At 62.1% G+C, this 13,233-nt stretch carries 10 protein-coding genes; 4 read left to right on the plus strand and 6 right to left on the minus strand.

All coding sequences use genetic code 11. From position 1 onward, the window contains the following. Positions 1-507: 507 nt before the first annotated feature. The 6 genes from CJ177_RS36120 to CJ177_RS36145 all read right to left on the minus strand — a co-directional run bounded on the left by CJ177_RS36120 (position 508) and on the right by CJ177_RS36145 (position 6,990). Positions 508-1,269, minus strand: a complete 762-nt coding sequence (locus tag CJ177_RS36120) for an SDR family NAD(P)-dependent oxidoreductase (protein ID WP_095870060.1) — start codon at positions 1,267-1,269, stop codon at positions 508-510. A gap of 19 nt (positions 1,270-1,288) precedes the next feature. After that, a complete protein-coding gene (locus CJ177_RS36125; RefSeq protein WP_095870061.1) occupies positions 1,289-3,085 on the minus strand; it encodes an acyl-CoA dehydrogenase in 1,797 nt (598 codons plus the stop codon). A gap of 25 nt (positions 3,086-3,110) precedes the next feature. Beyond that, positions 3,111-3,842 (minus strand): SDR family NAD(P)-dependent oxidoreductase, encoded by a 732-nt coding sequence (locus tag CJ177_RS36130; protein WP_095870062.1) that lies wholly within the window; start codon positions 3,840-3,842, stop codon positions 3,111-3,113. A 39-nt stretch (positions 3,843-3,881) separates the two neighbouring features. Next, positions 3,882-5,102, minus strand: coding sequence for an acetyl-CoA C-acetyltransferase (locus tag CJ177_RS36135; protein WP_095870063.1), 1,221 nt, complete (start codon positions 5,100-5,102; stop codon positions 3,882-3,884). A gap of 631 nt (positions 5,103-5,733) precedes the next feature. Further along, positions 5,734-6,489, minus strand: a complete 756-nt coding sequence (locus CJ177_RS36140) for a TetR/AcrR family transcriptional regulator (RefSeq protein ID WP_095870064.1) — start codon at positions 6,487-6,489, stop codon at positions 5,734-5,736. 96 nt (positions 6,490-6,585) lie between these two features. Then, positions 6,586-6,990 (minus strand): VOC family protein, encoded by a 405-nt coding sequence (locus CJ177_RS36145; protein WP_179443380.1) that lies wholly within the window; start codon positions 6,988-6,990, stop codon positions 6,586-6,588. A gap of 555 nt (positions 6,991-7,545) precedes the next feature. Between CJ177_RS36145 and CJ177_RS36150 the strand changes: the two genes are divergently transcribed. The 4 genes from CJ177_RS36150 to CJ177_RS36165 all read left to right on the plus strand — a co-directional run bounded on the left by CJ177_RS36150 (position 7,546) and on the right by CJ177_RS36165 (position 13,230). Beyond that, a complete protein-coding gene (locus CJ177_RS36150) occupies positions 7,546-8,397 on the plus strand; it encodes an NAD(P)-binding domain-containing protein (protein ID WP_095870066.1) in 852 nt (283 codons plus the stop codon). After that, entirely contained in the window at positions 8,394-10,406 is a 2,013-nt protein-coding gene (locus CJ177_RS36155; RefSeq protein WP_095870067.1) for an FAD-dependent oxidoreductase, read from the plus strand. The genes CJ177_RS36150 and CJ177_RS36155 overlap by 4 nt, the downstream gene beginning before the upstream one ends. Positions 10,407-10,458: 52 nt before the next feature. Continuing rightward, a complete protein-coding gene (locus CJ177_RS36160) occupies positions 10,459-10,917 on the plus strand; it encodes a MaoC family dehydratase (protein ID WP_061045877.1) in 459 nt (152 codons plus the stop codon). A 318-nt stretch (positions 10,918-11,235) separates the two neighbouring features. After that, positions 11,236-13,230: an FAD-dependent oxidoreductase gene (locus tag CJ177_RS36165; protein ID WP_179443381.1), complete on the plus strand. Its 1,995-nt coding sequence runs from the start codon at positions 11,236-11,238 to the stop codon at positions 13,228-13,230. Positions 13,231-13,233: the final 3 nt, after the last annotated feature.

Here is a 13,233-nt window from a genome sequence, read left to right on the forward strand (position 1 = left end):
CGCTTCGCGGCATCACCGGCCTGGCTGCGGTTTCGCCGCACCGTCATCGACTGGTGTCTGGCGCGGGAAACCCCACTGCGCGAGGGCCGGGTGGCCATTCTGATGGCCGGTCCGCCCGGTGCCAGCAAATCCACCGCCCAAGCCCATATGGTGGGGGAGCACCTGCAGGGGTGGCGGCATATGGATGCGGACGAGTTCGAACTTCGCCTCCTCGCGGCGGCTGACGCGGACGGCTTGCTGCAGCAGTTCCTGCCCGAGGAGCTTCGATCAGCTTCCGGGCAGCCGAGCCGCTTCTATCCGAACGACCTGTCCGCACTGGTCCACATCGAATCGAACTTTCTGCTCGAAACGGTGGTCACGCAGTCGTTGAGGGAGTACGTGATCATCGACGGCACGAGGGCCTGGAAGCCATGGGTGCCCGAGTTGGTGACGCGACTCGGGCGGGAGCAGTACACGATCGGTGTCGCCGACGTCGAAACCTCCCGATGTAGAAAGGGTGCACGCTGCTCAAGTGATGGTCATGCCGCCGTCGACGACTATCGTCTGTCCGGTGACGTAGCCGCCCGCCTCGGATGCAAGCCACACCACCGTACTCGCCAACTCTTCTGGTTCGCCGGTTCGTCCGAGGAGCATGCGCCTGTCCAGTTGTTCGATGTGGCTCTTTGGGTATTTCCTGCTGATGGCACTCGTGAAGACGCCTGGAGCAATTGCATTGACGCGAATGCCTTTTCGGCTGCCCCATTGTTGTGCGAGGTCGCGGGTGATGCCGGCGATGGCAGCCTTGCTCGCGCTGTAAGCAGCTTGCGGCAGGCCCGTGTTCGTGATTCCCAGAATGCTCGAGATGTTCACTATCGAGCTCCCCGGTTGCATCACTCGCCCGCATGCCTGTGCCGCCCAGTAAGAACCGTGTAGGTTCACATCGATCACGGATCGGAATTCGTGAACGCTCTCACCGATCGCAGGTCCTACGGACATGAGTTCGGCGTTGTTGACCAGGACATCGACCCTCCTGAACTTGTCCAGTGTCGCTTCGACCAGAGCAGTGCAGCGGCCTGGATCCGTGATGTCGGTCGGAACCGTCAGTACACGTCGACCTGATCGGCGGACGATGTCGGCCGTTTCGTGGAGTCCGTCCGTGCGAGGAGCGGCGAGGACTAAGTCTGCACCCGCTTCGGCCAGTCCTTTGGCCAGGGCCGCGCCTAGCACCGATGAAGCGTCGGTGACGATCGCGACGCGGTCGTCGAGGCGAAATCTGTCGAGGATAGTCATCCGTCTGCGCTCCCGCGGATCAGAACCACGCGGGGTTCATGTCGAGTGTCGTTCTGTCCAAGCTCGCCAACAACTCCACCTGCGGTCCGACCTTCGGCAGTTCGTAGGCGTAGAAGTACCGGGCCGCTTGCCGTTTTCCATCGTAGAAATTGCCGGCCTGACCATCCGCGGCGATGACTTGCTCGAGCCACATCCATGCGATGACGGTGTGCCCGAAGGCTTCCAGGTAGATGGTCGAGTTGGCGAGTGCAAGTGAGGGGTCACCTGATTCCCAGAGCGCGGCTGTCAGGTCCACAATTCGTCTCCAGGTAGAGGCCAGTTCGGCCGCATAACGCTCGGCGTCTCGGCCTATCGCCTGTGCTCGTTGCACGGTCGCCGCGATCTTCGAGTCCAGTAGCTTTAGTCCAGCGCCGTCCTGCATTGTGACCTTGCGGCCGAGCAGGTCGAGGCCCTGTATTCCGTGAGTACCCTCATGAATCGGATTCAGCCTGTTGTCGCGGTAGTACTGTTCGACGTCGTAGTCCCGTGTGTAGCCGTACCCTCCGTGAACTTGTATGGCGAGGTTGTTCGCCTCCAGGCACCATTGTGACGGCCAGCTTTTTGCGATCGGGGTCAATACGTCGAGCAGTAACGTCGCGTTGGAAGCATCTTCCTTGTTGTCGGCGCTGTCGTGTTCGTCCACCAAGAAGGAGCAGTACAAGCCGAGTGCCAGCGCTCCTTCCACGTAGGACTTCTGCGCCAGCAGCATGCGGCGCACATCGGCGTGTTCTACCAGGGCCACTGGAGGCGAGGACGGATCTTTCGCGCCCAGTGCCCGGCCCTGTGTCCGCATCTTCGCGTACTCGACCGACTTCAGGTAGCCGACGTAGCCTAGGGCGATGGCCACGAACCCGACGCCGATCCGCGCCTCGTTCATCATGTGGAACATATAGCTCAGCCCACGATTTTCTTCGCCGACGAGAAAACCGATCGCCCCGGCGTCGCCCTCCGGCTGATGCGTGCCGTCACCGAAGGCAAGGAGCGTGTTGGTGGTTCCGCGAAAGCCCATCTTGTGATTCAGGCCGGTCAGCGTCACATCGTTGCGGATGCCGGGTTCTCCGTCCGGGCCGGGTAAGAATTTCGGGACAATGAACAGCGAAATTCCTTTCACCCCAGACCCGCCGCCGGGAACCTTTGCCAAGACGAGATGGATGATGTTCTCGGTCAGCTCGTGGTCGCCGGCGGAGATCCACATCTTGGTACCGGTGAGTCTGTACCGGCCGTCGTCCTGTTTCACGGCACGAGTGGTGATGTCGGCCAACGACGAGCCGGCCTGCGGCTCCGACAGACACATGGTTCCGAAGTATCTGCCCTCGATCATCGGGCGGACGTAGTCGTCTACCTGCTGGTCGGTGCCGTGGGTCGAAATCAGATTCGCATTTGCGATGGTGAGGAACGGGTACGACGAGGTCGAGGCGTTGGCGGCCTGAAACCACGCCATCGCGGCACGGGACACCGTCGTCGGCAACTGCATGCCCCCGACGCGCTCGTCGAACTGTCCGGCCAGTAGTCCAGCCGCGGAGTAGATGTCGAGAGCCTGCTTTACCTCCGCGATCATCTCTATCGAACCGTCTGGCGACATGGTCGGCTCGTTCGCATCGGACTTCTTGTTGTGCGGTGCGAAATGTTTGTGGGCGATGTCCGCGCTGAGTTCGAGCACCGCGGCGAACGTGTCCCTCGAGTGCTCGGAGAACCGTTCGCGCGATGTCAGCGACACCACATCAAGCCACTCGTACAGCAAGAAGTCCAAGTCGCGGCGTGACAGCACGTCGGTCATCGAGATCTCCGAATCCTGTGCAACATCACATCGACACCCCGCCGTCGACGGGAAGCACGACGCCCGTGATGTACGCGGCTTCCTCCGACGCGAGGAAGCAGATGGCGTCGGCCATCTCGGATGGGTCCGCGAGCCGGGCGATCGGACCGGTGAGCTCGGAGAGCTTCTCCTCCGGGATCGTGGCGGTCATGCGTGTGGCTGCATTGGGCGAGATCGCATTGACCGTAACTCCGAAGGCAGCCAACTCTTTTGCAGCAGTCTTGGTGAATCCGATGATCCCTGCCTTCGCTGTTGCGTAGTTCGCCTGTCCGCGGTTGCCTCGGAGCCCGGTGTACGACGTGATATTGATGATGCGCCCGAATTCTTGCTTGCGGAAGTGGGGGACCGCTGCGCGGGTAAACCGAAAAGTACCTCCCGCGTGCACCTGCAGGACCTGATTCCAGTCGTCGTCGGTGAGCTTCCACAGCACTTTGTCACGCAGGATTCCTGCGTTGTTGACGACGATGTCGACGCGGCCGGTCTCGGCGACAACGGTCGAAATGACGTGTTCGACATTGTCGGTAACGCTGACGTCCGCTGGGATTCCGATTGCACCGACGTCTGCGGCCGAGCTGGCAAGTTCGTCCTTGTCGAAGTCGACCATGAACACGGTCGCTTGTGCCTCTACGAAATGTCTCGCGATCGCCTGCCCGATGCCGCGGGCCGCGCCGGTGACGATGACGGATTTGCCTGTGAAGTCGTACGTGATGTTGCCCATTGCGTTTTTTGCTTTCGGTTTAGTGTTGTCAGGGGGTTGTCACGACAGGCGTTCGAGAATCATGGCCATTCCTTGGCCGCCGCCGACGCACATCGTCTCCAGGCCGAACTGTTTGTCGTGAAATTCCAGCGAGTTCATCAGCGTGGTGGCAATACGGGCGCCGGTCATGCCGAAGGGGTGACCGAGTGCGATCGCGCCTCCGTTGATATTCAGTCGGTCGTCGTCGATGCCGAGTTCACGAGCCGACGGAATGACCTGAGCCGCAAATGCTTCGTTGATTTCTGCCAAGTCGATATCACCGATGCTCATGCCGGCGATGTCGAGTGCGCGCCGGGTCGCTTCGACGGGTCCCAGACCCATGATCTCGGGTGAGAGTCCCGATACGCCGGTCGATACGATGCGGGCCAGGGGGGTGAGTCCGAGCTCCTTCGCCTTCGCGTCCGACATGATGACCAGTGCTGCCGCGCCGTCGTTGAGCGGGCATGCGTTGGCTGCGGTGACGGTTCCGTTCGGACGGAATGCCGGCTTCAGCTTGCTGACGGCGTCGTACGTCGTTCCGGGCCTGGGGCAGTCGTCAGTGCTGACCACGGTGCCGTCGGGGAGGGTGACGGGTGTGATTTCGCGGGCGAAGAAGCCCTGCTCGATTGCGGCCTCGGCGCGATTGTGGCTGCGGACGCCGAATTCGTCTTGTTCTCGGCGTGAGACCCCACTGTATTCCGCGACGTTCTCGGCAGTGTGTCCCATGGTGATGTACAGATCGGGAAGTGCCCCGGTTGTTCGCGGATCCACCCACGGGTCCTGGTTGCCACCAGCGCGCCGTTCGGTGAGGGACTCCGCGTCGGAGAACACGGCGTTGTGCGTCTCGGGGTTCTCGTCGGCCATGCCTGTGTTGAAACGGCTGACAGTTTCGACTCCGGCGGAAATGAAGATATTTCCTTCGCCTGCCTTGATCGCGTGCAGTGCCATCCGGGTGGTCTGAAGGCTCGAGGAACAGTAGCGGTTCACGGTGACGCCTGGTAGATGGTCCATTCCGGCGAGAACGCTCACTGCCCGTCCGAGGTTGTATCCGCTTTCGCCGGCGGGCTGAGCCGTGCCGAGCATGAGGTCGTTCACCGTTCGGGGATCGACCTCGGGCACCTTTCCCAATGCGGCGAGCACCATCTGTGCTGCCAGGTCATCGGGGCGCATCTCTCGGAGTGAACCCTTGACTGCGCGACCGATCGGGGACCGGGCGGTCGCGACGATAACTGCTTCAGGCATAAATCTCGTCCGTTCATGTTGTCGACCAGTGGGTCGAATATTCGATCTTGCGGTCTACTTATCGCAGTATGGCTGCGCCGGGAGTGGTGGTCAAGTAGGCCTGTCGTAAGCCGGTTGCGGCGTGCTTACGTAACGGCCGCAGGCGAATACGCGGTCTTGGGCGTGTGGTGGGGCGGCTTGTTCGGCGGGTTTCGACGCGTATGACTCGACCGCGAGCGCCGAATTTGCAGTCTGCGCCGGTTCGGCTGGCCGGCTTGGGGCAGGTCTGCGTCCTGCCCTGCGGACGACGAAACAGATGCGTCTCTCGAACAGGTGCCCGCCGGAGGAGTGCAGCGCGCGGCAGAGCCGTGCGAGTCGGCCGCAGCGGCTCATAGTCTGCTGCCGTAACCGCTCCCACCGCGGCGCCAGGCAAGTCTGGAGTGATGGTCCTGGTCGGGGCTGTGCAGTGTGGGCGCACCCCTGTGCTGCCCCAGTCCCGACAGTGGACCATTCGCGTGCCGGACGTCGCCTCATTCGCCGACGAGCACCCCGGTCATCTCGGGGATCCGTCTAAAGGGCGTGCAGTACCGACGCTCAGAGAGGGTCAGAGGGCGTACCTCGAAGAAACCAATCAAGGCGACGCGCTGAAAATTTACCGATTCCTCAACAAGAGTTCGAGCTGGCTTGTGTGATGCCGTATCTCGCGGGCGTGGTAGGCAAGCGCCCCATCCACGCCCTGGACGTCTTCGGGCCAGCCGGCGGATGCCGTCGACGTGGTCGTCATGACTCCGCGCAGAATCAAGTGGGCGAAGGTCTCGGCGATGTCGTCAGCGGGTTTACCGTCTTCTCCCGGGCGATACCACTTCCAGATCCAGTTGCACATGCCGTCGATCGCAAATGCTGCCAGGGTTTCATCGATTGGTTCGAAGATGCGAGCCTCTACGCCCTCTCGAATGATCTGCCGGATCAGCACATCATGCTCGCGCTTGGCTGCCCGGAACTCGTCGCGGACGTCGTCGGGAAGCTCGCTTTCTTCGCGAAAAGTCAGTGAGTAGAGATCCAGGTGATCGACCAGGGAGTTCAGGTGGAAACGAATGAAAGCTGTGAGCTTGGTAGCTGCGTCGGCATCCGATGCAGCGATCACCCGGGCTTTCTCGACCTCACCCCTTGCCCAGTCACCGAAGACGTGCCGGAGCAGGTCGTCTCGGTTTTCGTAGTAGTGGTAGATGGACGCCTTCGACAACCCCACCTCCGCAGCGACTTCCTGCATGGTGACTCCGTTGATCCCCCGGGCCTGGAAGAGTCGGGCCGCACCCTCTGTGATGCGGTCACGCATCACGGAATTGCGTACCGAACCACCGGCGCTCTTCGCAGCCGCCGCGTCCGCACGATCAGAAGCCGTTGTCATAGCTTCCGAGGATAGACACCGCCGCAGCCAAGCCGGTACCGGTGGGCACTGCAATCAGCGCGACGACGGCGTTAGTGCAGCTACGCGCCGCGTTGTTCATGCATGCTCGATCAGTTCGAGCTGCACGCCGTTGAGTGCTCGGGGGTGGTAAAAGTTGACCGCCCCGAAGTCTCCGCGGACGGCCTCGTCGAGCAGAGGTGACAATCCCTGCTGCTTCAGCTCGTCCGTAGCGATATCGAGGTCGTCTACTTTCGCAGAGAAGAGAAAGACGCCTTCACCGTGGCGCTCGAGAAAGCGCGCCACCGACGTGCTCTCCTGGGTCGAGGCGATCAAACTGATGATGAAGCCCCCCACGTCGAGCTTCGTACCCTCGAGGCCGGGGAACGCAAATCCGTCGGGGCCGACGTGCTCGCCCCTGACATCGAACAGGCGTTCGTAACGCTCGGTCGCGGACGGTAGGTCGCGAACGGCGATGTTGATTCCATTGACTGCGAGGCTCATCTTCGTCTCCTGTTGTTGCGGTTTCGTGTAATTCGCTGTCGCGCCGGACATCTGCACGGGTGCCTCGCCGCAGTGGGCGTGCCCTGGTAGGTGGGCGCGTACGGAACGCTGACCTTCAAGGGTCTGCACCGAGACAGTACCGACCCGAGGGTCGATAATTCAAGGAGTCGGTCGGATTCGTTCGGCGAGCCCGCGGCAGCGGAACCGTAGCGGCACGCGCGCAGGACGCGACATCACGCCATCTGGCCGAGGCGACGCGACTGTCGCCCGGGGTCGAACCGAACGCCTTCGATGCACAAATCGTCGGGATGCCTGGAATGTGCGGCAGAGGGGTGGTACAACTTGTGTCGACTACACAGTCGGGTTTTCAACCTTCGGGTAGATTTGGTCGTGCACGCAGCAGTGGACACCGGCGCGGCTTCCCGCGGAGTGGACAACGGCGCCCACGCGGTCGGTGACGAGCGTCGATGCGGCGTTCTCCGTCGCCATTTCCACGGCCGTCAAGCCGGGAACAGACCAGCGAACCGTCCCATGTCGAGGTGAGGTGGAGGAACGATGGCACAGGCCGATAGTTATGCGCATCGACGCGCACAGGTAGTGGTGGTCGGACTCGGCGGCATTGGCGGTGGAATTGCCCGTCGCATGGCCGAACAAGGCCGATACGTCATCGGCATGGACGTCGACGGGGTCCGTGCGAGTGAGTGGCAGGAGCAAACGGGAAGTCGGGCGGTGTCCTCGTTCGATGGTATCGACTGGGGCGATGTCCGGTGCATGTTCATCGCGGTGCGAACGGTGCAGCAAATCGAAGCGGTGTTGTCCGACGACAGCGTGCGCTCGGCGATGGACGACGGCGCCAGCGCCTTCATCATCACCACGATGACTCCGTCGGACGCCCGCCGCGTCGTCGACGCGCATCGAGCGTGGCGTCTGTTCGAGCTGCCCGTTTCAGGCGGCGAGGTGAGGGCGCGAGAAGGCGAACTCACCGGTCTGATCGCAGGCCCGCAACCCGATGCCTTCGAAGAAGCCCTGTTACACGACGTCTTTGCGAGACTGTTCCCGCTCGACACCGTCGGTCAACCCTCGTTGCTCAAGTTGATCAACAACACCCTGGCCGCCCGCAATGTGCTGAGTGCGGCAGTGGGGCTTGCTACCGCACACGAGCAGGGAGTCGACCCGTCGATCGCAAGCGAAGTCATCCGGTCGTGCTCAGGATCGAGTGCGGCCGGCGACGCCCTGGCCACCCTTTCGGACAATCAAGTCGACCTCCTGCTCAAAGACACGCGGTTACTCGGCGGTGAGTTGCCGTCGTCGCCGTTCGATCGCGCGTCCATGAATGACATCACCTCCACCGTCAGCGCTGCCCGGGGGCTACTCGAGGCTGCCGATCCAGAAAGGACACGGTCATGATCGAAGAGTGGAAAGACGGGATGGCATTCCCGCACCTGACAAGTTCGGTGCGTATCGGCTCTCGAGTAGTGAAGAACCGCATCGTCTCACCCCCGCACGGCACGTACTACGCGTCCAACGGAATGGTCACAGAACAGCAAATCGCTTACTACGCCGAAAGAGCGGCGGGCGGCGTGGGCATGATCGTCGTCGGAAACATGGCCGCATGGGATCGGTCGAAGACCGGCGGAGGACAAAACTACGCCTTCTCCCCGGAGGCGGTCGAGGGCCATCGCAAGCTCGCACAGGCTGTCCAATCGCATGGTTCGCTGCTATTGGCGCAGCTCTGGGACGGCGGCCGCCAAGGTTCCTCACGGCTGAGCCATCTGCCGCTTCTGTCAGCGTCGCCTCTACCCGACCCTGTTGTTCGGGAGATACCCAAGAAGATTGAAGCATCGGAGATCGAAGACATGATCTCGAGCTTCGCTCGGTCCGCGGCGCTCATGGAGCAAGCCGGTTGGGATGGAGTCGAACTCCTCGCAGCGCAGGGTTACGGACTCGCCCAATTCGTTTCTCCCCAGATGAACCATCGCCACGACGAATGGGGTGGCTCACACGAAAACCGCGCACGCGTCGTGAGTGAGATAGTCCGACGTATCCGGTCAGTGGTCTCCGCGGACTTCCTGGTGGGTGTGCGCATCAACGGCGACGACATGATTGCCGGCGGTAACACCCCCAGCGACGCCATCATCACGGCGACACTGTTGGAGCAGACCGGTGGGGTCAGCTATCTGAATGTCAGCGGCGCAAGCAACGAAAACTATCCACTGTGGATTGCCGATATGGGGCACGACACCGGACTTTTCGTCGACGCCGCCCGAGCGATCAAAGATGCGGTGTCCATCCCGGTCATTGTCGCCACGAGAATTAAGGACCCTCTTGTCGCCGAGTCGATTCTGGCGCAGGGCTCTACCGACATGGTGGGGATGAATCGGGCGTTGATCGCAGACCCATCCATGCCGGCCAAAGTCGCATCAGGCCGTCTCAGCCAGGTTCGACCATGCATCAGCTGCAACCAGGGTTGCGTCGGCAAGACCGCTCAAGGCGGACAGATGGAATGCACCGTCAACCCTCGGGTCGGGTTCGAGTGGTCGAGTACCCGGGGGCAGGTCACCCGACAATCGGTCGTGGTCGTCGGTGGTGGCCCGGCAGGCATGCAGGCAGCGGCAACCTGCGCCGAACGCGGCGCCGACGTCGTGTTGTTCGAAACCCGCGAGACGTTGGGTGGCCAAATCGAACTGGCGTCACGCACGGCAAGTCGATCGGAGTTTCGACTGCTGATCGAACATCTACGTCGCCGACTCAACACCTTGGGTGTCGAGATGCACCTGGGTACCACAGCGACCGTCGACGACCTCTCTGCCTTCGATCACGTCTTTCTCGCAACAGGCTCGAGGCCGTGGACGACCGGCTTCACCACTCACCGACCAGATGCCAGGGCCGTACCAGGACACGACTTGCCGCATGTCGTCACATCATGGGAAGTGTTCGACACGACCGCGACAGTGGGGAACAGAGTTCTCGTCGTCGAGGACGACTTTCAAGGGCACGCGACCACGGCTGCCGAATACCTCGCAGAGAACGGCCACGAGGTGACCATCGTGACGAGGTCGACCTCGGTGGGACTCTGGAGCGGGGCCGGCCAGGAATTCCTGTACAAGCGGTTGCGCAATGCACGGGTCGAGCTACGGCCCCACACCTGGATCGACACCATTCGAGATAAGACAGTCGACGCTTACGATGTATTCTCCGGCGTGCCCGTCGAACTGGGCAGCTTCGACACCGTGGTTCTGGCAACCGGTAGCGCCGTCGACGACACCCTGTACCAGCAGCTGGGCGATGACCATCGTGTGGTTCGCATCGGCGACTGCTTGGCACCCCGACGTCTCGACAATGCCATGTGGGATGGCCTGCACGCCGCCGACCGGCTGTCCGCAGTGGGCACAGCTCTGAAACTGGCCACCCCATGACGGGTGCGTGTCGCGACCGGGCCGAGTCATCTCTGAAGGAGCTTCAGCACCCATGCGCATCTTCACATCACCGGATCAACTGAAAGCCGCAATCGGAGAGGACTTGGGCACCAGCGACTGGCTGCACATCACGCAAGAACGCATCGACACCTTCGCCGACGCCACGGGGGACCATCAATGGATCCATGTGGACGTCGAACGTGCGACACGCGAGAGCCCGTTCGGAGCCCCCATCGCGCATGGGTTCCTGAGCCTGTCTCTCGTGTCGTTGCTCAACTGGCAGATATACACGATCGAGAACACAACGCTAGCGATCAACTACGGATTGAACAGAGTTCGATTCGTCAACCCGGTGAAGGTCGAGGCCCACGTTCGTTTGCGGACGACGTTGAACTCCGTCGGGGACGCACCCGGAGGGGCCCTTCAGATCGTCACGACAAACACCCTCGAGATCGCAGGCGAAGAAAAACCGGCCCTGGTTGCAGAAACCGTCGGCCGCATCATCTTCTGAACTGCCCCCTGCCAGCCTCCGAGCGACCGCGGTGATCGATCGCCCGCTGCCTCCGGGGTCACGACCGACCCCGGAGGCCGCGGGCCTATCGGTCCACCGAACACACCAGCAACAACAGGACGCTTCAGTGGAGCGACCCACACGGCGAATGGGCTACCGGAACACCGTTTCGCGGCGGATTCCGATCAGGTGAGCCACACCTTATTGACAAGCCTGTGTGACCTACGCCATTATCGGCTTTGAACAATCGGTTGGGTTTTCGACTCTCCGGTCAGCCCCCGGATGGCCAGTCGAGCCGCGACGAGACGAGGAAACATCATGACCAAGCATCCGGCGCTCTGGCAGCCCATCGAACTGGGCCCGGTCAGTGTCAAGAACCGCATCGTGGTCACCGCACACGCGCTGATGTACGGCGACAAAGACAACCTGATGACTCAACAGAGCATCGACTACTACGAGGAGCGGGCGAGGGGAGGCGCGGGGCTCATTCTCACCGAGGCTCAAGCCGTGCATGCAACGAGTCGCGGACTGGGGTACCGCACCCACCAGGGATGGCCCACCGAGGTGATACCGGTGTACGAGCGACTGGCGAAAGCCGTGCACCGCCATGGAGCCAAAATTTTCGTCGACCTTTCACACTTCGGCGTGGAAGACTACAACGGAATGTTTCTCGAGAACTGGAGGGCGCTCTGGAGTCCCTCGGGTCTGCCCTCGACTACATACGGTGAGATCGGCCGAGCGATGTCGCAAGCCGACATCGAGCAGCTCGTCGCGGGATTCGGCCGAAGTGCACGCAACGCACGGGTTGCCGGTATCGACGGAGCCGAGGTACATGCCGCTCACGGGTATCTCCTGTGCAGTTTCCTCTCCCCACTGACGAATCGTCGAACGGACGAGTACGGCGGCAGCACCGAAAATCGATGCCGCGTCGTTCGCGAGTGCGCCGAAGCGGTGCGCCGAGAGGGAGGCCCCGACTTCGCGGTCGGCGTGAGACTATCGCTCACCGAATACGTTCCGGGCGGTATCGACGAGGCCGAGGGCGAGAAGATCGCCGAGAACCTGGCGGACTCGGGATTGTTCGACTACTTCAGCATCAGCGCCGGGAACGCTTCCACGTTCGATCGCGTCGTCTCTCCCATGAGCCTGCCCGGCCCCCAGTTGGTCGACCTGGCTGCACGCGCGAAGAAGGTCGTCGGAAACTATCCGGTCGTGACCGCAAACGGAATTACCGAGCTGTCGGTCGCCGAACAGATTGTGACCTCGGGTGACGCCGATCTCGTCGCTATGACCAGAGCACACATCGCAGATCCCTTCCTGGTGCAGAAGGCGCAGACCGGACGCGAGGACGAAATTCGGCATTGCGTCAGGGCCAATCAAGGCTGTATCGGCCGGATGTCCAAGGGCTGGGAGCTGACCTGCACGCAGAATCCCGCCGCTGGGCGCGAGAAAGACCTCGGCAGCGGAACATTGGAGTTGGCCTCCACCCCCCGGAAGGTGCTCGTCATCGGCGGCGGCCCCGCCGGTATGCGGGCAGCGGAAGTTGCCGCATCGCGAGGGCATGACGTTGTACTGATGGAGCGCGGCGACACGCTCGGCGGGCAAATTCGCTATGCCGCCAAGTTGCCCACGCGTGGCCGATGGTCCGTCATGGTCAAAGACATGGAGCGAATGCTCGAAAAATACAAGGTCGATGTCCGTCTCAATACGACCGCCGACATCGAGAGCGTGCATGAAGTCGGTGCGGACCACGTCATACTTGCATCCGGATCGACCTGGCGCACCGACGGGTTCTCCGCCGTCCTGGCCGCCCGCCCGGCAATCCCGGGGTTGGAGCGTATCCGCGTGCTCAATCCGATCCAGGCCATCGAGGATCCCTCGGCATGTGGGGAGAACGTCGTCATCATCGACGACACGGGCGAGTACCTCGCGCTGGGACTGGCGGAGCTTCTCGCGAACGCGGGCAAGAAGGTCGAAGTGGTGTCCTCGAAGCTGTTCTTGGGCGACAACACACTCTTCAACCTCGATGTCGGGCATCTCTATCCGAGGCTGTATGCGCAGGGGGTGACACTGACACCGCAACACATTGTCGCCGAAGTGAATTCGGACGGCGTCGTACTGAATCGCATCTGGGATGGTGCCGCCAGAGTGGCACCGGCGCAGTCTCTCGTGACCGTCATGCTTCGCGATGCCGATACGGCCCTTCTACCCCAACTGGAAGCGCAGTTCGACGTGACGGCCGTCGGAGACTGCTTGGCACCCCGCCGGGTGGACGAGGCGATCTACGAAGGCGAAATGGCCGGCCGCGCTGTCTGAACA

Source organism: Rhodococcus sp. ACPA1 (genome assembly GCF_002300195.1).
In the GTDB taxonomy this organism is placed as follows: Bacteria; Actinomycetota; Actinomycetes; order Mycobacteriales; family Mycobacteriaceae; genus Rhodococcus_F; species Rhodococcus_F opacus.